Origin of the sequence: Anaeromicropila populeti, from assembly GCF_900112775.1 — a bacterium.
Lineage (GTDB): Bacteria > Bacillota > Clostridia > Lachnospirales > Lachnospiraceae > Anaeromicropila_A > Anaeromicropila_A populeti.
Map to the genome: position 1 here is coordinate 19,234 of NZ_FOYZ01000008.1, position 23,650 is coordinate 42,883.

Annotated in this window: 16 protein-coding genes; all 16 read right to left on the reverse strand. The window is 36.2% G+C overall.

The annotated features are described in order from the left end of the window. Positions 1–13 precede the first annotated feature (13 nt). The gene (locus tag BM305_RS10860) at positions 14–1,231 is read right to left on the reverse strand and encodes a response regulator transcription factor (protein ID WP_092560719.1); all 1,218 of its coding nucleotides are present in this window, start codon (positions 1,229–1,231) and stop codon (positions 14–16) included. Positions 1,232–1,234: 3 nt separating this feature from the next. Then, positions 1,235–3,025 carry a sensor histidine kinase gene (locus BM305_RS10865; protein ID WP_092560720.1) on the reverse strand — a complete coding sequence of 597 codons (1,791 nt, stop codon included), beginning with the start codon at positions 3,023–3,025 and terminating at the stop codon, positions 1,235–1,237. Positions 3,026–3,197: 172 nt separating this feature from the next. Further along, positions 3,198–4,031, reverse strand: coding sequence for an MBL fold metallo-hydrolase (locus BM305_RS10870; protein WP_177214688.1), 834 nt, complete (start codon positions 4,029–4,031; stop codon positions 3,198–3,200). Further along, positions 3,991–4,470 (reverse strand): DUF134 domain-containing protein, encoded by a 480-nt coding sequence (locus BM305_RS10875; RefSeq protein ID WP_092560722.1) that lies wholly within the window; start codon positions 4,468–4,470, stop codon positions 3,991–3,993. The genes BM305_RS10870 and BM305_RS10875 overlap by 41 nt, the downstream gene beginning before the upstream one ends. A 43-nt stretch (positions 4,471–4,513) precedes the next feature. Continuing rightward, entirely contained in the window at positions 4,514–4,870 is a 357-nt protein-coding gene (locus tag BM305_RS10880; RefSeq protein WP_092560723.1) for a NifB/NifX family molybdenum-iron cluster-binding protein, read from the reverse strand. Between the two features lie 31 nt (positions 4,871–4,901). After that, positions 4,902–5,795 (reverse strand): ATP-binding protein, encoded by an 894-nt coding sequence (locus tag BM305_RS10885; RefSeq protein ID WP_092560724.1) that lies wholly within the window; start codon positions 5,793–5,795, stop codon positions 4,902–4,904. Next, positions 5,786–6,616, reverse strand: coding sequence for a P-loop NTPase (locus BM305_RS10890; RefSeq protein WP_092560725.1), 831 nt, complete (start codon positions 6,614–6,616; stop codon positions 5,786–5,788). Before BM305_RS10890 ends, BM305_RS10885 begins: the two co-directional genes overlap by 10 nt. A 30-nt stretch (positions 6,617–6,646) precedes the next feature. After that, positions 6,647–7,009 (reverse strand): NifB/NifX family molybdenum-iron cluster-binding protein, encoded by a 363-nt coding sequence (locus BM305_RS10895; protein ID WP_092560726.1) that lies wholly within the window; start codon positions 7,007–7,009, stop codon positions 6,647–6,649. Positions 7,010–7,323: 314 nt separating this feature from the next. Beyond that, complete coding sequence (locus tag BM305_RS10900; RefSeq protein WP_177214689.1) at positions 7,324–7,653, reverse strand: hypothetical protein; 330 nt, start codon at positions 7,651–7,653, stop codon at positions 7,324–7,326. A gap of 92 nt (positions 7,654–7,745) precedes the next feature. Beyond that, positions 7,746–7,895, reverse strand: a complete 150-nt coding sequence (locus BM305_RS19115; protein ID WP_177214690.1) for a hypothetical protein — start codon at positions 7,893–7,895, stop codon at positions 7,746–7,748. Positions 7,896–8,005: 110 nt separating this feature from the next. After that, positions 8,006–8,473, reverse strand: a complete 468-nt coding sequence (locus tag BM305_RS10905; protein WP_242940514.1) for a C-GCAxxG-C-C family protein — start codon at positions 8,471–8,473, stop codon at positions 8,006–8,008. A 96-nt stretch (positions 8,474–8,569) separates the two neighbouring features. Beyond that, the gene (locus tag BM305_RS10910) at positions 8,570–14,749 is read right to left on the reverse strand and encodes a pectinesterase family protein (protein ID WP_092560729.1); all 6,180 of its coding nucleotides are present in this window, start codon (positions 14,747–14,749) and stop codon (positions 8,570–8,572) included. 289 nt (positions 14,750–15,038) lie between these two features. Then, positions 15,039–19,373: a lipocalin-like domain-containing protein gene (locus BM305_RS10915; RefSeq protein ID WP_092560730.1), complete on the reverse strand. Its 4,335-nt coding sequence runs from the start codon at positions 19,371–19,373 to the stop codon at positions 15,039–15,041. Between the two features lie 290 nt (positions 19,374–19,663). Next, entirely contained in the window at positions 19,664–20,851 is a 1,188-nt protein-coding gene (locus tag BM305_RS10920; protein WP_092560731.1) for a hypothetical protein, read from the reverse strand. Between the two features lie 17 nt (positions 20,852–20,868). Next, entirely contained in the window at positions 20,869–22,404 is a 1,536-nt protein-coding gene (locus tag BM305_RS10925; RefSeq protein ID WP_143099164.1) for a hypothetical protein, read from the reverse strand. Positions 22,405–23,209: 805 nt separating this feature from the next. Beyond that, a partial coding sequence (locus BM305_RS10930; protein ID WP_272481960.1) for a cellulose binding domain-containing protein occupies positions 23,210–23,650 on the reverse strand: 441 nt, incomplete at its 5' end.

Consider the following 23,650-nt stretch of genomic DNA (forward strand, 5'->3'; position numbering starts at 1 on the left):
GCACCTTCATAATTTAATTTTTTTCCCGATACATCATCCTATACTTATTTGGTGTCATCCCCATCTCTTGTGTAAATTTATTAATAAAATGATCTACATTGTTATATCCCACCATTTCAGCAATACGATACACTTTCTCGTTATTAGAAATTAACAGCTCTGTTGCTTTTTGAATTCGTATGGAATTTAGATAATCTTTGAAATAAACACCATACTTTTTCTTAAATACCTGGCCTAAATAAGCACTGTTCATAAAGTATTTTTCACTTAGCTCCTTTAAACTTAAGTTTCCTTGATAATTCTGATGGATTTCCTCTTCAATTCTAGTCAGAAGCTCACCATCCGTTTCCTTGCAGTCATTTGCCTTTTGCTCAAATGCCGACTCATAAGATAAATGCAATTCTTGAATCGTATTAACCTTCTGTCCAATATAATACATAACATGAAAACTAAATACGTCCTTTACCAGTTCCTTTACTTTTTCAATAAATTCCTTTTCGTCTTCGCATCCTTCTTTTTCCAGCAGTTTATTTGATACTAGAATCCCTAGTTCATATACATTATTCTGCTTAAAGTTACAAATAACATTACCACGGAATCTTCCCATATTTTTAACAAGAGTCTGATATAATTCCCACCATACCTTTGTCTTTTCTTCTTTTGATAAAGCTGAAAACTTTGCATCGCTGCTGTCAATTTCTAAATGAATATAAGAAAATTCCGATTGCCCGGTAAAAATTCGATTTAAAACGCTGTTAATTTTTTCATTATTTCTTCCTGATAGAGATGCCAATAAGTAATGCTCCACCACTATTTTATCTGTATAGTGTTTCACCTGCTCCGCTTTCTTCTGTTTCTCCAAATCCTCCTTTATTGACTTTAGAGTCTGTATCAGTTCATCTGGTTCAATCGGCTTTAATAAATAATGTTCTACCTGAAGTTTCATAGCTTCCTTTGCATACGTAAACTCACTGTATCCACTTACAATTACGAACTTACTTTTGCATTTGGTATTTTCCCGCATATAGGTGATAAACTCCAAACCATCCATTTTAGGCATTTTAATGTCAACCAATACTACGTCAAACTGCTTTTTCTTCATAACTTCAATTGCCTCAAGACCATTTTGTGCCTCTCCACCTATTTCATATCCATTTTCTTCCCAATCAATGAGTACCTTTAAACCTTGACGAACATATGGTTCATCATCCACAATTAGTACTTGCAGCATCTTTTAATCCTCCCCGTTTAAATTGAGTCCCCCGATTAGCTTCATAATAATTTTTGTTCCCACATCAACTTCACTCTCGATATCAAAGCTTAAATCATGACCAAAGTAATTTTTAAGGCGAATATATGCATTTAGAACTCCTGTACTCTTTGAATCATATAACATAGTAATATTCGCATTTTTCAGTCTTTGCTTCAAATCAATAATCTGCTGTTGATTCATTCCACATCCCGTATCTTCAATTTCAATTACAACATCCTTGTCGTGTGGATATATGTTAACAAATATTTTTCCATTTTCAGTGCTTCCTTCAATTCCGTGCACACACGCATTTTCAACGAACGAAACGATTGAAAGCTTTGGAATTCTTACTTGTTTGCATATCGGATTTAAAAAAATCAGGTAATTTATTTTTTCTGCAAAACGATATTTTTGAATTTTCAAATATTTTGTTACAAAATCGACTTCTTCTGAAAAGGTAATATTATCTTCATTCCATTTTGACATCTGCCTTAACAGACTGGATAAATTTCGGACAATCTCTGCCGTTTCACGTTCACCTTTAATCAGTGATCTCATACATATACACTGCAAGGTATTATACATGAAATGGGGATTAATCTGACTGTTCAGCGCATTCAGCTCTGCCTGCTTTTTAGATACTTCAAGAAGACGCTTTTCATTTGTCTGGGCAATGGTTGTCTCTATCAGATTTTTCACCTTTGTCACCATGGCATTATAATGCTCCATCAGATGACCAATTTCATCCTTCCCAATATTCCCAATAATAATATTAAATTCCTCATTTTCCAGCTGTGTAAAATGTTCCTCCAGTACGCTTACCCTTTTTAATAGGGAGCGTTCTACCGCAATCAACAAAAGAAACGGTAATAAAATATTTATAATAACAATGATAATAATAATATCTTTGGTACACATGATAGTATTCCATAAGGAAATTTTGGGCTGCCTAACACAAATGGTCCAAATTTTATCTAATACTTCAACATCTCTTTTCATTACTCTGTCATTTTTAGTAATAAACTTCACATTTGAAAAGGATTCTTCTGAAAAAAGCTTCTTATTTGTACTAAATAAAAGTTCTCCCTCACTGTACACAACTATCTCGCCATGCCTGCTCTGCTTATCAATTAAATTATAAAACTTTTCGAAATTAATATCAATGACAACATATATTTCATACTGGCATCCAAAGTTATCCATTTTCTGAATCATTCTTAATTTATCAATTGCAGTATAATCATGATTATTACTTTCGTTTGTATAATAAAGCAGAAGATTGCCTCCCTGGTTCCGTATAACTGGAAACCATTCTTCGTCCTTCGCATCTTCTAGTGGACGACAAAAATCTCCTCTTATAATAGATGGGTTTTCATCATATACTTGAATATCCTCTACTACTTGTATTGATTTTAGATAACCAATGCAGCTCTCTTTTTGAAAAGAAAAAAAGTTATCATAATATTCTGTTTCGTTTGTATATTCTCTTGTTAAGAAATCGTATATTCCCTGATCACTATACATATAATTAGATAAATCAACACAGTTCCTAAACATATTTACCAATTCTGATTTTAATGTCTCTACTGCATACTCAAGTTCTTTTGTCTGGCCTGCTTTTTCTCTATAATTAATATGTACCAAAAAACAGGTATCAATTAAAATCACTGGAATCAACATACAATAACAATAGAAACGAATAAACTTTTTACTAAGCTTGACATTGTTTGTTTTTCCTATTATTCTGTCTCTAAAAGAACTGATATTCCTCATGTCTGCCCCTCTTTATTCATTTGACAATATTAGATATGTTCACAATAAACTACACCAAATTATACATAATATAAATAATGGTGTCAAATATCATAGTTCTTTGTCTGTATTTTGTTATAAAACAGCCATGATTAATGGGATATAATTACTTTATTTGAATTTTAATAGTTTTCTAAAACTCAATCACTTTTCCCGTATTGTTTAATATAAATTTATCTTGAAATGCATTTTTCATCATTTCCGTACCTACTTCACCTGTACAATGAGAAACTGCAACTACTTGTATGTTCATGTCCTTAAAATCGTTAATTGTCTGATTGATTCTGGCTGCATCTGCATCGATCAGGTGAGTCCCACCAATTACGGCATATATAGGCATATTCGTCCTTTTTTCTATTGTCTTTAAAATATTAACAATTCCTACATGGGAACATCCCGCGATAACAACCAGACCTTTATCTGTTTTGATTCCCATTACCACTTCATCTAAAAATAAATCTGGAAAGAATACTTCCTCAGATTTAATATAAAATTTATCTTTTAAGGTTTCGTATTTGGTATGCTTTTCAAATTTATGAAAAAGCATGATATCCTCTGACAAACTAAAGATTTCTTCTTCAATTTTTAATCGGGATATATGCTGTTCCTCCAAATATTCTTCTCCAAATGAAGTCCCAACAAATTTATACTGATTTTCTCCTATTGTTTTGTATTTTAACTCAAAAAATTCAGCTCCAACTATTAAATTAGAAATGGAAGGAACTGTTTCTGCCAGTTTCCGAAAGCCTCCACTGTGATCATAATGTCCATGACTTATCATTACATAGTCCACAGCGGCCAAATCTTTATTTAATTTATCAGCATTCTGTATGAAAGCTCCTGTCTGGCCTGTATCAAATAAAATTTTCTTATCTCCAGCTTCGATATAAAGAGATAACCCATGTTCACAAACCATCTCGTTATTCTCATCTGGTCTGTCCTCTATTAGAGTCGTAATTTTTATCATTTCCATTCCCCCTGCACCAACTTTTACAAAATTCTGCTTTCCTGCCGCACATCACTTCCTGTGAACCACAGGATGGACAACTTTTTTTATCCTGTTCATATTGAATCGGATAAATAGTTCCACATTCAATACATTTAAATTTACACTTGCTTGTTATATAATTCCCACCATTTATGTTGATTGCTTTTCCTTCGCTTAATGCAACCGCAACTTTTCTCCGAGCTTCATCAATAATATTCTGAAAGGTCTGTCTGGATACCTGCATTCTTTCTGCACATTCTTCTTGATTCAATCCTTCAATGTCTTTCAGCCTCATAGCCTCTAACTCTTCCACTTTTAAAATAACTTCTTCTAGTTCACATTTTGCTTTTCCCAAAGGCACAAAATATGTGTCTTTGGGAAAAAACTCAACTCTTCTAAACTTAGTTGGTCTTGGCATTTCTTTCCTCCCTGCATAAATGCAAAGTTTCCAATGCGCTTATTTACTCATTGCAATGTCCTTCGTGAGCATGCTCTGTGCAAACACTTCCGCTGGATGTTAAAGTTCCCTTTGCATATTCTTTCATTACTTCATCGCATGGTCCCTGCACTCCAACAAATACTTCAATTCCGTTTTCTGTAAATAAATCCTGTGCTGTGGCTCCCATTCCTCCTGCGATAATCGCCTTCACTCCCAGCTCATGTAAAAATACCGGCAGATAGCCTGGTCTGTGTCCTGGATTAGGAACAAATTCTTTTCCCTCTACAATACCCTGATTCACTTCATAAACTGTAAATCCTTCACAATGTCCAAAATGTCCGCTTACTACTGTTCCTTCACTTGCTACTGCTATTTTCATAATTCAATCCTCCATTATTGTATGTTTCCTATTAATTTTGATTTCTTAATGTTGTATCTATACGATTCCACATTTCCTCCAGTGCCCTTTTTGCACTACTTTCAGAAAATTCTGTAACAGGCTTTAAAGAATTAATAGCCTCCATTACCGTTTTGTCAAATGGGATTCTTCCTGCCAGATAAATGTTTTTCTCTTTTGCATATGCCTCAATTTCATATGTCATGTCCAGATTGATATCATATTTATTAATACATACCATAACATACGTATCAAAATGCTCTGTCAGCTCATATACACGTTTTAAATCTTCCAGTCCAGATTTTGTCGGCTCTGTTACTATTAGAACGGCATCTGAACCTGTGATAGAAGCAATAACAGAACATCCGATACCTGGAGAACCATCAATAATGATAATACTTTTGTCTAATGATAACATATTTTCCTTTGATATCAAATCCTCTTTTAAAAAGTTTTTTACATTTTTTCTTAACTGTGTTACTAATTTCCCTGAACCATCACTACCCACTTCCATCGTAGCCCTAGATACAATTCCATTTTTAATTTCTGTTAGAAAGGTATCTGCTGTTTTTTCATCCCTCAAAGTAATTGCATCTGCCGGACATATCAGGGTACAAGCTCCACACCCCTCACAGACAAAGGAATCAATTATTCCTTCCTTGATTGCTCCAAATTTGCAGACCGTTTCACACTTTCCACATTTTATACATAACTCTTGTTTAATCTCTGTCGTCTTACCGCCAAAAAAATCATTTTGTTCTCTGTCCGTTCCAGGATAAAAGAGGTATAAATTTGGTGCATCTACATCGCAGTCAACTTTCACTCTATTTTCTGCCAGTTGGGATAGTGCGGCTACTACTGTTGTTTTACCCGTTCCGCCTTTTCCACTTATTACAACTAGTTCCAACGAAATACCTCCTTCATCTTTTCTGCAATTTCCTCAAAAATCTTTTTGTACGATGACTCCTGACAAAGCATACCACCTTTTGAATATATAATTGCGGCTTCCCTGCTATAAGGAACAGCCCCCAATAAAGGCGTCTGACTTTCTTTGCAATATTTTTTCACCATATTTTCTGTTTGATCATCTTTGTTAATAATAACACCGTAAGGAATGCTATATTTTTTAACTAATTCAATTGCCATTTTCATATCATGAAGTCCAAATTCAGAGGGTTCTGTCACTAATATTGCTGCATCGGCAAATCGTAAGGAATTCACCACATTGCAAGAGGTTCCTGGAGGACAGTCAATAAATTGTGTTTCCTCTGGCAGACTTGCCAGCAGCTTTTTGATAATAGGAACAGCCATTGGCTCTCCAATATTTAAAATCCCTCTTTCACATTGTATTTTCTCTGTCCTGCCTCGTTGAATTTTACCTATTGCTCGCTTGCGAAATGTGACAGCATCTGCTTCACAAACTAGTTTACAGGCACCGCAGTCATGACATAATTTTTCAAACAGCACAATTTCTTTTCCCGCTTTTGCCAGCGCATGAAATTGACAGGCTTTTACACAGGCACCACATAGTGTACATGTTTCCTTGTGTATTTCTGGAACCTGTAGAAACACTTCTTCCTCATTTTCTAAAACAGGATTTAGAAAAATAAAACCATTTGGCTCTTCCACATCACAATCTATATAGGGAATGTTTAGAGTAAGGGCAAGATTGGTAGATACTGTGGTTTTTCCAGTTCCACCCTTTCCACTAAGCACAGCTATTTTCATTGACCTTTACCTCCTGTTGCAGCATCATTTTTAATGATTACCATGATGAGCCATTCCTGGTAAATTGATTTCTGAAAGTTCTCCCTTTTGGAACAGTTCAATTGCACTGTCTACTGGCATTACACCACAGCTATATGCTTTCATTCCTGCTTTTTCCACTAGTTCAAATGCGTTAGGTCCCAGATTTCCAGTAATAATAACCTGCACACCCTCTTCTATCACCTGATTCGCTGCTGCAATCCCTGCACCACCACCAGCTTTGGCACCTTCATTTTCTAAAACGACTGCCTGCTCTGTTTCCGTATCATAAATATAAAAATATTCACTTCTTCCAAATCTTTTATCCAGCATGTCTTCTGAACTTTTTCCCGTTGTCGAAACAACAATTTTCATGTATTTTCCTCTCTTTCTTAATGTTTTGGTTATAACACAGTTTTTATTTTTGGCATATGCTATTTATTATACTAGCACTTTTTTGAGTTATTGTCAAATGCCAATAATGGGTTATAGTTTAAAGTGTGTGTTCCACACAATTGCCCATCGTCCTGCACCCTGTTTTTTAGGGTGCTAGGAAATGGGGAGCAATTTCCTAGCACATTAAAAAAGTATTACAAAAATCCTTATCAGATTCTTGTAATACTTCTTACTTAAATGAATTATTATAAAATAATCGGCTGACCTTCTGCTCTATTCACTAAGTTCCTGATTTACTCTTTATAGAAGCCATTTGCACATATATACCAATTCGCAATGCATTCCCCACCCCAATCCGTATACAAAAGAACATATGGATAGTTTCTTATTTTTTCTGTATATGGAATAGTACAGATGGTCCAACAAGTTGTATCTTCCGGTTTACGTTGTGATAACTTCCACAAATCGGTCATTCCTTTTTCAAAGAGTCCTATTTTATCATAGATATCCTCTGTCACAAATATGACACAGTAAGGAACATCTGACATTTTAACTGGTTTTCCTCCATTTACATAAAGTTCAATCACTAACTCATCCTTTTCTTTCAGATGTTCTATATTCAATGATCTGAGCGCAACATAATTGATAATTGCATAATAATGAGTCCTTTCAAATTCTGCTTCTTCTTTTATACTGTCATTTGCTAATGGATTGACTAAAACAACACTTTTACTGATTTATCCTTATCTGTTAAAGATACCGTAACTTCTTGATGCAGACTTAATGAACCAACGCCAGAAACCCATGAATTTGCTTCTCCTACAGCATACTCATAATTTCTTCCTACTCCAAATATACACTGCATATTTTCTAAATTCTGAGGATTATCTGGATCGTTATATACTACAAAGGGGGCGTCACAACGCCCCCTTTATTATTACAGTTCTTTATATTAACCTTAGTAGAATTGTAATTCTATCTTTTCTGATTTTCCAGGATATACTTTTCCATAATATCTGCTGCCATTCCAACCAACTCCACACAAGGTCTCTTCTTATAATACTCTGCGGTGCGCAGCTCTGGAACTGGACTGTCCTTACCCTGTCCAAGCCCCAGCAGTTCCCTGCAAATGATGGAGCGATTTGACTCCTCAAATTTCCTGGCAAGCAATTGAATCCTTTCATAATGCTTAGTCTTAGAAATCTGATCCTTTGGTTCTGTATATCCATAGACCATACCTGCCACCATAAACATGCCAGTTACAGCACCACAAACTTCTCGTAACCTACCCATTCCTCCTCCAAAGGATGAGCTGAGCTTTGCAGCAGTTTCCCTATCCATTTCGTACTCATCACAAAATGCTAAAAATACTGACTGAGAACAGTTATAACCTTGTTTAAATAAATCCATTGCAATTTCTGAATGTGTTTTTTGTGTATCCATACTGCTTACTTTCCTCATTTCCCAAAATAATTAATTTGTAGCATATGCTATTAATCATTTTATCATAAAAAGAAAATTAGTCAAAGGTTATACTTTTTATTTTATGATAATCTCAACCTTTTTCACACACTTTCTATTGTCTTTGGAGCGAACCGTTATGGTAACAGTCTTTCCTCTGCCAGCAGCCTTTGTTGTAATCACTCCATCCTCAGAAACTGTTGCGTACTTTGTATTGCTTGAAGTATATATTAGCTTCTTGTTAGTTGCTGTAGATGGATATACAGTTGCAGAAAGTGTTACGGTATCTTTTGCATTTACCAATACTGAACTTTCTTCCACTGCAATCTTCGTAACAGGTTTTACAATTGTTACCTTGACTTTTCTGGAATACACTGTCACCTTCTCAATATCCTTTGTAGTATCATTACTGCTAATCTTTACAAAATAATATCTGGTTCCTGTTGCAGTACCACTTGGTGTATAACTTGCTGCCGTTGCGCCCGTAATTGCCTTTGCTCCTTTATACTTGTTTGCAGTATTATAAAACCACTGATATGTTACATTTTCGCCTGTCGCACTAACCTTTAGAGTTTTTACTTTACTTCCTGGTTTATAAGTATAGGTTTTTATTGCATTTCCTTTTCCCTTTTGTAAATTTGCATCAATCACTGGTTTTTCAGGCCTTGTAGGGATTTTAGTTGGCTCTGGCGTTATACTTGGCGTTGGTGTTGTACTTGGTGTTGGCATCGTACTTGGCGTTGGTGTTGTACTTGTTGTTGGCGTTGTACTTGGTTTTGGCGTTTTAGTTGGTTTTGGTGTTGGCGTCTGAACCGGTTCCTCTTCTCCTGCAATCAACACTCCATCCACAATAAGCTTAATATTACTAAAGGTAACATCTGCATTTCGTGCAGCAAACATACCAACGTAAATATATTCTGAATCAATACTTGTCAATTGAAAATCAAATCCAGCTGTTATTGTCTGTTCCTTCCCAAATGTGCAGGCATAACCGTCGGAATTACTCTGAATTTTTAAGTCAATTGTATCTCCCGCACTAATGGTATTTGCACAAGTTCCTCCCTGTGTCAGTACTCCGCTTTTTCTAGCAAAGCAATTCCAAACGGAACCTGTCTTAGTTAATTTTAAAGGAGCGGCTGCAACATAGTCTCCTAAAAGCCCATTTAAATACGTATCAATATACATTTCATCACGAGCCATTAGCCCAAAGGAAACCTGATCATTTAATGCAAAACTATTAACCGTTGCTGTTGCTGATATCGTAAACTGGCTTCCTACTGGTACTTTATAATAGTACATTGCCAGACCATCTACACTGCTTGCAATCTTTCCTTTATTATTTTTCACTGCAATGTTTATATTTCCTTCTGGCATTTCTGTAAGTACAAAGTTATCTGTGCTTGGGGCAACACCTCCAATATCACCAAATACGGTTCCTTTCCATACTCCGCAGTCAGTCCATAGCTGACTGTCCGGCAGATTAGAATCATATCCCTTTTCCACATAGTCTGGATTGGATACCAAATATACCGCTTTGGTTGGAGCCGAGGCAATTTGAGAAGTAATTACATACTCTGATAAACCACTTATATTTAGCTCTTTTATGGTTTTTGCTATAAAGTAGGCATTATAAAATGCTCCCCAAATATTTGTATGTGTATTATCCACCGAATTCTGATTACTTGATGTCCATGCATGTAAATAAATAGTTTCACTTGCACCAAGGGAATCATATAGATTTTTTGTCAAGGTTGTCATATCCACAACTGGAATGTTGAGAGCAGTTCCCAAATTACGGATTGCCTGCGAATAGTCACCACCTTCATAATCGCCAGAAGCTGCTGTAACGTGAAGCTGGCTGTCTGACCAAACTCCTGTGGCAGTTCTTCTTACAATCGGTGTACATAGAATTGTGGTACAACCCTTATCCTTTGCTAGCTTCACATAATTTTCATATAGAGAATTAGCAAAAGTTCCTGCTTCCAAATACGTACCATTTGGGTTTGTAAATCTCTCTGCCTCTGTTTTTTCGTCGTTGTGACCAAATCCAATAAACAGATAATCTCCCTCTGCCATACCTGCCAGCAAGGTTTGATATTCTGTACTTGTCGTAAAGCTTTTTGAACTGGTTCCAGAAATAGCCAGGTTCTTTACTTCAAAAGCATTGCTGTCAAAATATTTATCCAGTTGAGTTCCCCATCCATAACGCGGATAATAATAGCTGTCTGAAAATGCACTGACCGTAGAATCTCCAATTACCCATATTGTATGCTTTACTGGAACTTCTGGCTCGTCTTCATAGCTGCCAATTGCCTGAATTAAATTCTGTCCCACATTAGTCCAATATTGAGATACAACGGATGTATAATTTCCATCAGCGTCCATTTCATAAGCAGTTAGCTGACCGCTTCCATTTACAGTAAATAATACACTGCCATCCGTATTTTCCCCCAGAACCTGTGCTGGAATTTTAATTGCGTGAGAGATGTTTAAGCTCATTGTCTGAATATTCTGTGCGATATAAGCTGCGCTGATAAATCCGCCAAGTTTACTACTATGAGTCTTTTCTCCTGCTGCCATAAGAAGCGTTCCATACCCAGAGACTCCATTTGCTGCTGAAGGATCTGCTTTGTAAGCCTCTTCATACATTTTCTTAGTCAATTCAAATCCATCAATTAATAATACATTTTCTTCTTCTGCCAGCTGCTTTACCGCAGTTACATATGCATTATCTGTTGTAACCTGAGTTGCAGTTGTGGCATCTGTAGAATCATGATGTGCTTTAATGGTTCCATTTTCGTCATAATACATTCTAGATACAGGAGTTACCAGAACAGGAATCGCTCCTTTATCCTTAGCCGCCTGAATATATTGAGATAAATACCATTTATAGGTTCCGCCGCAATCATAAGAATAGAAGGTGTCTCCATATTTTTCCAGCAAAGAAGAAGGTGTTGCAACTTCTGTTCCTGCTGTTACTGGATAAATTCCATTTGCATCTGGTGTCCCAAGCGGAACGTATCTATCCTCTAAATATCCAGAACTGTTCGAACAATCATTATGTCCAAACTGTATAAATAAATAATCACCCTCATCTAAATTCTCTTTGATTTTATCAAGAGAACCTTCATTGATAAAACTTCTTGAACTTCTTCCCCCATTTGCATAATTAATCACTTTTACACTGCTGCTGTCAAAAAAGCTTTGTAAATATTCGCCCCAAGAGCCCATACTCAATGCAGTTCCACCATTATACATGCCTTTTGCAGAATAATCCTTTACCGTAGAATCACCAGCAAGAAAAATGTTTACTCCATCTCCTAACTCAATATCTCCTGTTCCCTGTTCTGGATTTTCATATCCGTCCCTTACAAGAGCTTCTAGCTGAGATGATTTTTCAGTTGCCTTCTTTCCACTGATTGTTTCAGGTATTACAACAACTTTTATATAATTTCCTATATCATCTGCTGTAATCGTATATGTTTTGTCTACAAGTGCAGTAGAACTTTTTACTAAAGTTTCAACACCATTTTGATCTACACGATACCACCTGATTACGGAAGCGTCATTTTTATCATTATCACCAAGGGCGTAGCCTGCTGTTAATTTATGCCCTGGATATGGCGCATTCATGTCCCCGTTATCAATTAAATAAGGAACGGTAGAAAATGAAAGTTCTGCGTTATCCTCTAAATAATAAGACGGAACCCAACCATCAAAATAACCAGACAGACTAAATGCTGGTTCTTCACTTACAACACCTGCTGTTCTGCCTGAAATATTTACATCTGAACCATCCATTGAAGTGGTATTGTACTCTACGTAATTTGCATTTTCTGGTGCATTGCCACTCATTGATGTCCAGCCTGCATCCAGAATCAGACCCGAATAAGCCAACTTAGTATTTAAGAAAGCCACCCTTGCACTAGCTCCCCATGGTCTTCCAAAATAACTTGGGGAAACTGTAAACCCTTCCTCAGTGTTTGCCGTAATGGAACAATTTCGAAACATATAACCATTAGGAGCATTATCTGGTCTTGCAGCCGTTAAATAAGCACTGGTGCTTCCTTCTGTATAGCCATAGAAACTTAATTCACAGCCATCAAATAAAACATCTCCATCTCCAAAAATATAATCTGTATTTCCTTCAATAAAACAGTTTTTATAATATCCGTTTGTGTTTCCACTTCCTGTATACAGGGTATCCTGACTTCCTAAAAAGGAACAGTTATAAAACTCTGTATAATCTGCATCTACACATAATGCAGTAGCTCTTTCTGTGGCTTTCTTAGATGCCACGTCCACACCGTATTTTCTTTCAAAAGAAATTGCCTCTGAACCACTTATTTCTACCCCATCTGCTATTTCTTCATCTGTTATATAACGGTTAAAGGAGGCTTCAAACGTAATGTTTTCTGCACGGAATGCAGTTGCCGTACCCTTTACATAGGTTGCAACCCCCCACTTTGCCGCGATTGCCTTTTTATATTGGTCAAACGCATTTTCCTCGTTATAATATCCAGTTGAATCTGCACTATAGTATTGATAACCAATTCCGTAATACCAAGTCAGCTTTACTTCTTTCTCTGGCTCGTCATTTACAAAGGAAAGATATGGTGTTTCAATAATAATTTGTTCTCTATAGACACCTGGTGCAATATGAACTGTAATTCTTTCTGCCTCGCTGGAAGGATTCATTGCCTTACAAGCAGCGACTGCCTCTTTTACTGTATCGTAGTTATGTGCCTTCTCACTATATCCCACATAAACATCACTCACTCTTTCTATTGGAGTAATAGTCGTATCTGTTGAAACGAAAAATAAATTTTTAGTGACAGCACTGCTGTTTACTACAACATGAGTATGTGTCACGTAGCCATCTACTGTTGCTTCCACAGAATATGCACCATTTCTTAACTGTACCACATAGCCGTCTGCCGAAGCAGTTCCACTATAACGATATCCATCCTCTTCATTAATGAATTCTATGTTAGAAACCGTTTTTTCATCAGGAAGATTTACAAAAGACCCTGTCACCTGATAATTCTGTTTTTTTACCACCTCTATATCTTGAACCACATCAGTAGAAGAATTCACCATTCCACCTGATGTAATCTGATAATCATTTACCCCTGTCATAACCGCCTGGTATTCCACATCTGGCTCTAAAATCCCATTAAAAGTTAAGTCTTGGCCAATTGTCAATATAACTGGATCTACAGCAGCTCCTTCTTCTGGTTTCATTTCAATTGCCAGATTTGTTTTGTCATATTCAGAATCAAATCCAACAATACTTCCTGTATAGGAATACGTTGTCTTTTCTTCAACCTCCAGTATAACACCTGTTTTTCCTGACAACACTTCCTCTACAACAGGTGAAATCAATTTGCTTTCTGCTGTAAATCCAAAACCAACAGCTCCTGACAAAACAGCTGTATACGTATATCCTGGCGCCAGTATTACCTGAAAATCCATTCCATTTAAAACTGCTTCTGTTTTCTTTCCTGTCGTATTATTGGTAAAACTCACCGTATACCCTGACGGATTTGTATCACCTAATTCAATTGTTCCACTTACTAATATACCTGGTGTTCTGACAGCCCTATAGTAAATCGGTTTACCTGCTGCTGCACCTGCATATATTTTATAGCTTCCATCAAAGTCAGCTACAAAGTCGTACCTGCCTGGTGTATTACTAAATTCCTCTTCCACCAGCTGTTCCCCATCACTTCCTAGATATTTGAAAAATAACTGGCCTGTTACCGCATTGGATGAACCCATATAAACTGTAATTCTATCGCCTGCATTCACATTGCTTATCGTAAGACACCTTCTGGACTCTCCACCTGTACCGTTACAATAGTATATTCCGTTAGATGTATAACCATCTGAAAAAGAATATGTACTCAGCCCGTAAGAACCATAACTTTTTGTACAGGCAGGATCGTTAATATACAACCTGTCGTTTGCGGTGTATGTAATAGATAAATCTCCGAACCCCATTTCCGTCGTTCCATCTACTGCAACAAATTTTCCGCTTACAACACAAGCTGCATCATTCCAGTCTGCTGCTTGTATATTGTTTGTATAAATCTCCTCATTGGTTTCTTGCACTCCACCAAAATCCCATACATCTACTTTTCTGCCATTGGCAGCCAAAATTTTTGTTTCCCCCCACATAAAGTCTCCGAGACAAACAGTCAATAGCATTAGTATTGCCATTACTGCACTTATGCCTCTTTTTAACTTTTTTTTCATTCCTTCCAATACCTCCTGTTTTTGCTTTGTTTAAGTTTACTATAATAGTTTAGTTTTATATTAAATATTTGTCAATATCTCTACTACTTTTTTTATTATTTGTATTTACAGCTTATTACTTTTTTCTAATTTTACTCTAATTAATGTTGAAAAATTGTCATTTTGCACATTTATTTTTACAAATACAACAAAAACTCACTCTTGCTAATTTTGTATAAATCGCAGATGTGAGTTTTTATTTTTAAATAGTAAATACTTTTTTAAATTACTTTACTTGTATTTTATTGTTTTATCCTATTTGTACACCATTGTAAAATACTTTACAACCGTAATCAACAAATTCTTGATACGACGACCAGTCAGATTGTGCAAAACGAACCCCCATATTGAGGTTTCCCCCATTTGGCTCCAAAATATAACTTTCTGTAAATGAAATTTCAACATATCCATTATGGAATGCTGCTTTTACATTTGGAGTATAGTTTATATACCATGGCGAAGCGTTTAAAAGTAATCCTGCAAAATCACACCAGAAGTTTTGGCCTATAGTACTTGTTCTGGAATAGTAGTAGAAAATTGTTAATTTAGACAAATCAATACTCTGTGTTCCTGTTGCAGAAATAACATACTGCTGATTGATAGAAACGTTGTTTTCTGAAGTAACCTGAATTTTCACCTGAGCTTCTGGTGTACTAGTTGGCGTTGGCGTTACTGCTGGCGTTGGCGTTTCACTTACTTGGGGAATTGTTGATAATACAAACACAGGTGACACTGATACATTTTTACAGATTTCAAAACTATATACTGAGCTGCTGCTTCTCTTAACCCCATTCACATACCAACCCTCCAACTCATAGCCTGGAAATGCTATAGCAGACACTGTTACCTGATTTCCTGCTTTCGACTCATTCACTGTTCCATTTTCATCTGCTGTCACAGTTACCTGTACTGGTGATATACTTAACTTATTTAACGTACAATTTTCTGTCCACCAGTAGGCTGTTTTTCCTTCACCCACTCCTAATGTAAGCTTATCACACTTTGTAATATAATTAAGAATATCCGCATATGTGGCATTTCCACCATTCTCTGCTGTTGTTATTTTCACACCATCCACATACATATTCACTTCATTTTTAGTTATTTCAAATGAAAACCTATAATCTTTTCCCGTTTCCAGCGAAGCTGCTACATTCGTCCCGCCTGCTGCACCTGGTTGATTCAAATCCATCCAGCTTCCAGAGCCATCGTTGTAGCAGATATAAGGTGCACTTTGAAAAGATACTCTACCTTCCGTCTCTGTATTATAAAAACTAAACAGTCCATCCCATCCATTTTTTGCAGCCTGAGGATTCCAATTAATTGTATATTCCAGATACAGCTGTTCCAAACTCGATCCATAGAACGGATTATCCATATAAGAAATAGCAGAAGTAGTTAATTCCACAGATTCAGTTATTGAAGCCCCGCTTGCAGAAGGAATTTTTGAACCAATGGTGATATCTTTTAATGTACAAAGTTCTGTCCACCAGTAGGCTGTCACTGCTTCACCAACACCCCAGGTAAACTGGTCACATTCCGTAATAAAATCAATTAGTTCTTCATAGGTTGCACCTGAACTATTTTCTCCAGTTTCTAACTTTACTCCATCCAAATATATTTCCAACGTATTATTTGTAACAAGAAGTGAAAATTTATAATCCTTACCTGCAACAAGTCCATACTCAGATATTGCATTTGTTCCTCCAGTGACACCTGGCTGATTTACATCGATCCATTTACCAGAACCATCATTGTAACAAATATACGGCGCACTTTGAACCGATACCCTGCCCCCAGTTTTAGAATTGTAAAAACTGAACAAACCATCCCATCCATTTTTCACTGCGGAATCACTAAAGTTAATTGTATATTCAATAAAAACTGAATCTATATTTTTATTGTAAAATGGATTTGCTTCATATGATATAGTTTTACTTGTTTCCAATACCACTTCATCCGTAAAATCATATACCGTATCTAGTTCTTTTGCAACAGTACCTGTAGATGGGCCTGCATAGCAATACACATTGCTAATCGTTGCATTTGCTTCATCATATCCTGCTGACGACCACCAGGAGCCATACCCAAAATATAGTTCATTTGCAGAATTCTGAAGCCATTTCAGTACATTTTCATATTTTGTAACACTTCCTGCTCCGTTTGTTGTTGTCAAAATTTCTTCCGTATAAACAGTTTCTCCATTGATTGAAACAGTAAATCCTTTTGAAGAAAACGCGAGTGAAACAGCAGCCACCTCTCCAATATAATCCTTTACCAACCCAAAATTATAAATATTTGCGTCGAAGTATCCACCCGTTCCATTATAGCCCAAGTAAGATCCCGGTGTGAAATACAAACGTCCACCGTCCCCTTTATTTGCCATAAAAGCTAGTATAGTTCCTAACGTATGTACTTCTCCTGTACAATCAACGTCAAATGTTATTTTTGCGCCATTTGTCAAATCCAGTCCATAATTGGTGTACTTATAAAATGGATTATCCACAGCTAAGCTTCCATCTAGGCGTGAAGATAAATCTTGTGGATCATTTACAAAATAAGAACCAATTAAAGTGGACTCTGTTGTGCTTTGAGGTGTTGCTTTTACCGTAACCTGATATGTCTTTTCATAATAATAGTTTCCTTTTGAAACAGTTTCTGTCAAAGTAACTACCGTATCTACCTCTGGTCTCGTAATTGTTCCGTCATTGGAAAGTACAGACGGATTGCTGGAAGTCCAGGAGATATCTGCACCGTTCAAGCCTTCCGAAATCAATTCAATATCTGCATACGTGTTTTTTGGCACAGAAACTAAATCTGATTTGACTGTTTGTGCTACCACTACGGCATCTGATGGTGCTTTGGAACCCCATACACATACCCCATCTTCATTTACAACAGTAAAACACATGGTTTCAATATTGCTTCCATCAATGAATTGTTTTGTGTAGACTCCCTTATATTCATCCCCGTCAATTACTATGGTTGCGTAAGGAGTTCCATCATTCACGTTCCAGCTTCCTGTATAAGTACCCGTAATCGTACCATCCGCATTAAGTGTTATAGCTACTGGTTCAACATACTCCAAATTTGCATAGTCTACCTGAAACTTATGCAAAATCATTTCGTAATTTCCAGTTATGTCTTCCTTCGAATAACCTGTCTTGGAAATTGTTTCACCCGAATATTCATATGGTGCTGCAACAATCCAGCCGTCTTCATTTGAGAAAAGCTGATGAACACGTACTTCATGTCCTGCACTGCCATCATTAAACTTTGTATGATATACAACATAGGCCTTTCCATCTTTATCTACAAAAGCAGAATTATGACCTTGTGCGATTTCTGCCTTTCCCATAGTATTCCATTTATAATTTCCCATAAGCTTCAGTCCACGATTATCATCTGCATTTGTACTGCTGTAATTCATAATATATTTATTAAAAATTGCACTGGTTCCATTTACGTCCACATAACTTCCATCTGGCGTACTAGAACGAAATACTCTCATATTATAACCACCCTCTGGTGAATAAAATCCATATGACATAAATAAGAAATAATACTCCCCTATTTTTTCAATATAAGATCCTTCTCCAGATACATAGTATCCACCAGCAATTTTTTTTCCGAAATAGGAATCTTTTGTTACCCCTGCCCCCTTCTGTTCAAAATCATCACCATATGATATGGTATAATCTCTGAAACCAGTTGCTTCGTCTAACTCAAGCACATAAATTCCACCTGACCACGAACCATAACTCATCCATAACTTTCCATTGTCATCATAAAAAACACAAGGATCAATTGCATGAGGCCAATATGTTCCCCATGAGCTGTTACTAATTTTTTGATACTTCTCAGGCAGCTGATCTACTTCTCCAATCACTAATTCCAAATCAGTATTTTTATAAGATTTTGTTGAAGCTTGTGTGCTAAATCCTGAAAAAAGCACTGGTCCTTGGTAAATGTAAGGTCCTTCTACACGATCTGCGGTTAATAGAATAATTGCGGAGTTCCACTTAGCACCATTTAAACTTAGATACATGCACCATTTTCCCATCGTTTCATTATAAATCACATCTGGTGCCCACATATTTCCTGCTACTGTATTATCGGAAATCCATGCTGCTGCATCATAATCTCCAAAATCAACTTGATATGTATTTCCTTCTCTACTCTTAATCACTACCTGACCTTTATATGCATTATCTTTAAATGCATCTGCATAAGAAACACTTTTTCCATTTGCATCTGCAAAAAGTGTGCTTGTAGTTGACTCACTTGTTACATTTGACCAATTCATTAAATCTTTTGAACTGGAAACTCCCATATGTGAACCAAAGACATAATAGTTACCATCTTGATCAACTGTTATAGATGGATCATGTACTGAAGTTCTGACTTGTAACGATTCCGAAGTCAGCGTATTCACTTCTTCCTCCGTCAGTTTAATTCCATTTTTCACCGCAGCTTTTTCGTTATCTGCCAAAATAGTCTTTGAACTTCCCCACCCCTGGAAAGGCCCCATTACCAAGACTATACTAAGTATTACAGAAATGACTTTGTAATATTTTGGTTTCATAAAATACCTCCTTCATAATTTACAATTAGTTTGTTTTTGATAAAACTAAATTATTTTAGTATAGTATATACTTTACCATAAAATATTACTTTTGTCATATTTTTATACTTGTTAGCATACAAGCGATTTACTGATATACCTACTCATTCTTAGCTAAACTCCTTACCCTCTCTGCAAACTTGAATGAAGTAGGGTTCCTTTCCTAAGCAACGCATAATAGAAAATGAAATATATAAAATTGCATTTTCCTTATTAAAACGTGCACAAGTCGTTCCTACTCGAACATTTTATTAGTAATTAATAGTAGGTACATACAGATTATTGATACCCGAAACATCTGGTTGATCAACATTTTCCGAAACTTCACCCGCAATTACCAATGTACCATCTGATTTTAAACCAATGGAAATCCAATCTCCTGCAGCAATTGCTACAATATCCTGCCAATCCGAAACCTCTAACTGCTTGTGTTCATTATTGCCAGTAGCAACAACAGTTCCATCACGCTTTAAGCCCAACAGATTAGAATTACCATTTGAAATGGCAATAATATTATTCCACCCAGATACATCATAAGGATAACGACTTTTGATAATCTCACCGTTGAGTCCTTTTAAATCCGTTTTGCTACAGACTACGGTACCATCGGATTTAAGTCCAGCTATTGGTCCTATAGTATCAGCCGAGATATCAACGATGTCCGTCCATTCTGCAATTTCATCATACATATCAGCATCTGGAATATTACAATATTTATCATAATCAGCAACATATACAGTGCCATCTCGTTTCAATGCAGCAATACGTGACTGTCCCGTTACCACATCCACAACATCCCTTAATGAGGAAACTTCATTTTTATAATAGTCTAGTGCATCACCATCTTTTTTGGAATAGGCATCAATCTGCCCTGTGCTAGAAAGCAAAACATAATTGTCAAAGTCTGTTGATAGCATTGAGATATCCGAATAGGACTTTAATTTTTCTGCAGTAGGGATAGAATCAACATCTTCATCACTCGTTGAATGAATAATACCATCCTTATCTAATGCATCCAGTCGTTCTCCGCCATCAGAAAGACTTATGATATTCTCCCAGTCAGAACTCACCCCCAATCCAATCTCCTTATAAACGGTATCATCAATTTCTATTTTTACTTTTCCTGTGTTATCAATAGCTGCAACCCCAGTATTTAAATTAGCAATGTAGCTTCCAGAAATAAGATAGCGTAACTGTCTTAACAGATCTTCTGCTTGTTCATTGCCCTCTATTCCAGATAGTAATCCTATCGCTTGCGGATATTTTTTATCCTGAATACAGGATATTGCCTCTGTTAGTATTGTTTCATCACGCTCTGTATTGTCTTCCAAAAGTTCTGTTTCAGTCACTTCTGGTTGTTCTGTAGCTGTTCCGCAACCACTAAGCAGGCAAACGGCACTAATCAAAAAAATATATTTCATTTTCTTCAAAATAGACATTCGTGTAAACTCCTTCCTTAATAATAAGCTGATTGGATCTTTAAGCTTTCTGAACTGTAGGAATGAAGCACATTAAACTTTCCGATGGCTGAGTAAAATGGGAATGCTGTATAATTACTTTTACCAGTATAATTTGTTGAATCTCCTGGGAATCTTACATTACTCCAAGTAGAAACTGGACTTGAACTACTCGTTAGGGCACCTTTATTATAGCATTGATAGGTTACGCCAGTAGGTCTAGGAACAACAGCATCATATTCATCGAAATTCGAGCAAACACTGATATAGCAGGCAAGCAGCAAAGCTTGCTGGTATGCTATACTGTTAGAATCCATTGCACCTTTTGCATTACGACTACCTAACGAAGCAAATGCACCACTATAGGTGAGAACCGAATATAAGCTAGGTGTACTTGAACTGGAAAAACATGTAGCTTGGCTGTGACTTTTCCTATATTTATCCTCGAGCAGTCGGTTCGTTATTACCCAAGCAATACCTTGCCTATTATATTTTAGATATTGTATCTCAGAAGAGCCGCTACCCTTATTCGTATTTTCTCCATAAATAATTCGAGCGGCCAATTTAAAATGCATATCTGAACTACTGTATTTTGTGTACCATGTGCTACCTTCACTTAATAAAGAATCCCCATCTGTACCTAATGCATCCTCATACCTTTTCGTAGCGGCATAGATAAGCTCGGATTGTAATGGTGATGGTATACTAAAGAGCGAAGCTTTATTCATTTCATCGTCTGTACTTGATTGACTTTCCTGATTACTTAAGGTTTCATATTGGTCACCAAAAAGTCCTTCCATATCAACATAACACTTATCACCTACTAATTCGTCTGCCTTGGTATCATAGTAGCTTCCTGTATTCAAATAAAACATGTCCGTTTCAGAATCATAACATTTACCATCGTATCTGATAGAATTTACACAGCCAACAAAATCATCTGAAGAATTATCCCAATGCTCTATTTTCTTTTTTCCTCTAATCTCATAGATATGTTTTGTTGCCCCATTTTCATCGTAAGTATATGTACATATCGTCTGATTATTGCTATCAAGTAAACCTGTAATGATACCATCCTCAATCATATAATGATAGGTGTTATTACAATAGGATATGCTGTCCGCATTATTCGCATTATCTGTATACTCATAGGAATAAGTAATCTGCTTTTTATCTGGTAATACTTCTGATTTCAGGTTAGAAAATTCATCGTAATCATAGGTAATTCTTTCCTCGCCTATGATTTTCTCCGTTCTCTGTCTGGAATCATTATATTCAAATTCAATTTCTGAGCCATCATCTGTTTCCATTGCATCAATGGGATTGGATGCAATCGTATAATCAAGAACACGATCCATATATTCTTGGGCATTATATCCCTTACCATTAATTGTGATAATCGTTTCGTTTTGTTCAAGATATGTTGGTTCTTCTGGTAGAAAGTTATCAACTTTCATTGTCATTGCAGATGCGGAAGTACTAAATAGAATCGTTGACAAAGTCATAACTCCCGCTAAAGTCTTTTTTAGTTTCATAATATTTTCCTTTCCGTTGCCAATCAGCAACATGAATCGTATTGAAAGTTTTATATCAGACCTACTGTGGTATTCATGTTCACAAGATTTTTCTTGCTAACGTAATCAAAAAAACTTCTGAAGTTGAATCTTCCTATCCAAAAAGCTTGTTTCCACCATTAACACTTCTACTGAACTCTTTTACTTTCGATTTGCAGAAATAATGTTTTAAAGAAAGATTTTATGTATAGTTTAATTACGTGCGACATTTTAGATCTGATATTTTCATTCTTGTATACTATTCAAACTTAATTAAAACATATCAATCATATCCCTTTTTTCATATTTTGTCAATATTCTTTTTTATTCCCCATTATCAAGGAATATTTTTAAAGAATAGTGAATTCCTTATATCTTTTTCTTCATACAGTTTTTCCTATGGTTCTTACTATTTGGCCAAACGTTTTAAGTTCAATTAGACCTGATTCTATTCCAAGGTGTTCTTCACCCAATAGAACGAGGCTCGACTTCCTCAATTCTCCTCTTTTCAGGGCAGTTTTGTTTACGATACGGCAGAATTCACTTTATGTTACGGTCTGCATGATTGTTAGCACTTCTTTTGAAGTTACAATACCCACTCGCTTAGCACCCTGCACTACTGCAACGCACCGAGTTTGACTATACGGCTCACTGGCGATTACCTCAGTCGGACTTGCACCGACTGGTGTGGTCCAGCTTCGCTGGACACGCTTCTATCACATAAAAACAGCCTTCTTCTGACTGTTTCACTTTGTCAAAAGAAGGCTGATATTATTTCTTTATTCTATTATCCAATTTGTACTCCATTGTAGAATGCTTTACAGCCATTATCTACAAATCCCTGATAGGATGACCAGTCAGATTGTGCAAAACGAACGCCCATATTCAAGCTTCCTGCACCTGGTGCCAGACTATAACTTCCTGTAAATGAAATTTCAACATATCCATTATAGAATGTAGCTTTTACATTTGGAGTATAGTTTACATACCATGGAGAAACATTCAATTGTAATCCTGCATTATCACACCAAAAACTTTGAGCTGTTGTACTTGTTCTTGAATAGTAATAACGTATTGTTAATTTAGACAAATCAATGCTCTGTGTTCCTGTTGCTGAAATTGTATATTGCTGATTAATGGAACTGCTGATTTGTGAAGTAACCTGAACCTTAGCCTGAACCCCTGTTGCACTAGTTGGTGTTGGTGTTACCACTGGTGTTGGTGTTAC

What these genes read in the sequence shown, in the direction of transcription:
- BM305_RS10860 (WP_092560719.1), bottom strand. Translation starts at nt 1,231, where the DNA reads ATGCTGCAAGTACTAATTGTGGATGATGAACCATATGTTCGTCAAGGT.
- BM305_RS10895 (WP_092560726.1), bottom strand. Translation starts at nt 7,009, where the DNA reads ATGAAAATTGTTGTTTCGACAACGGGAAAAAGTTCAGAAGACATGCTG.
- BM305_RS10865 (WP_092560720.1), bottom strand. Translation starts at nt 3,025, where the DNA reads ATGAGGAATATCAGTTCTTTTAGAGACAGAATAATAGGAAAAACAAAC.
- BM305_RS10920 (WP_092560731.1), bottom strand. Translation starts at nt 20,851, where the DNA reads ATGTCTATTTTGAAGAAAATGAAATATATTTTTTTGATTAGTGCCGTT.
- BM305_RS10890 (WP_092560725.1), bottom strand. Translation starts at nt 6,616, where the DNA reads ATGAAAATAGCTGTGCTTAGTGGAAAGGGTGGAACTGGAAAAACCACA.
- BM305_RS10870 (WP_177214688.1), bottom strand. Translation starts at nt 4,031, where the DNA reads ATGATAAAAATTACGACTCTAATAGAGGACAGACCAGATGAGAATAAC.
- BM305_RS10875 (WP_092560722.1), bottom strand. Translation starts at nt 4,470, where the DNA reads ATGCCAAGACCAACTAAGTTTAGAAGAGTTGAGTTTTTTCCCAAAGAC.
- BM305_RS10880 (WP_092560723.1), bottom strand. Translation starts at nt 4,870, where the DNA reads ATGAAAATAGCAGTAGCAAGTGAAGGAACAGTAGTAAGCGGACATTTT.
- BM305_RS10910 (WP_092560729.1), bottom strand. Translation starts at nt 14,749, where the DNA reads ATGAAAAAAAAGTTAAAAAGAGGCATAAGTGCAGTAATGGCAATACTA.
- BM305_RS10925 (WP_143099164.1), bottom strand. Translation starts at nt 22,404, where the DNA reads ATGAAACTAAAAAAGACTTTAGCGGGAGTTATGACTTTGTCAACGATT.
- BM305_RS19115 (WP_177214690.1), bottom strand. Translation starts at nt 7,895, where the DNA reads ATGCAGTGTATATTTGGAGTAGGAAGAAATTATGAGTATGCTGTAGGA.
- BM305_RS10905 (WP_242940514.1), bottom strand. Translation starts at nt 8,473, where the DNA reads ATGGATACACAAAAAACACATTCAGAAATTGCAATGGATTTATTTAAA.
- BM305_RS10915 (WP_092560730.1), bottom strand. Translation starts at nt 19,373, where the DNA reads ATGAAACCAAAATATTACAAAGTCATTTCTGTAATACTTAGTATAGTC.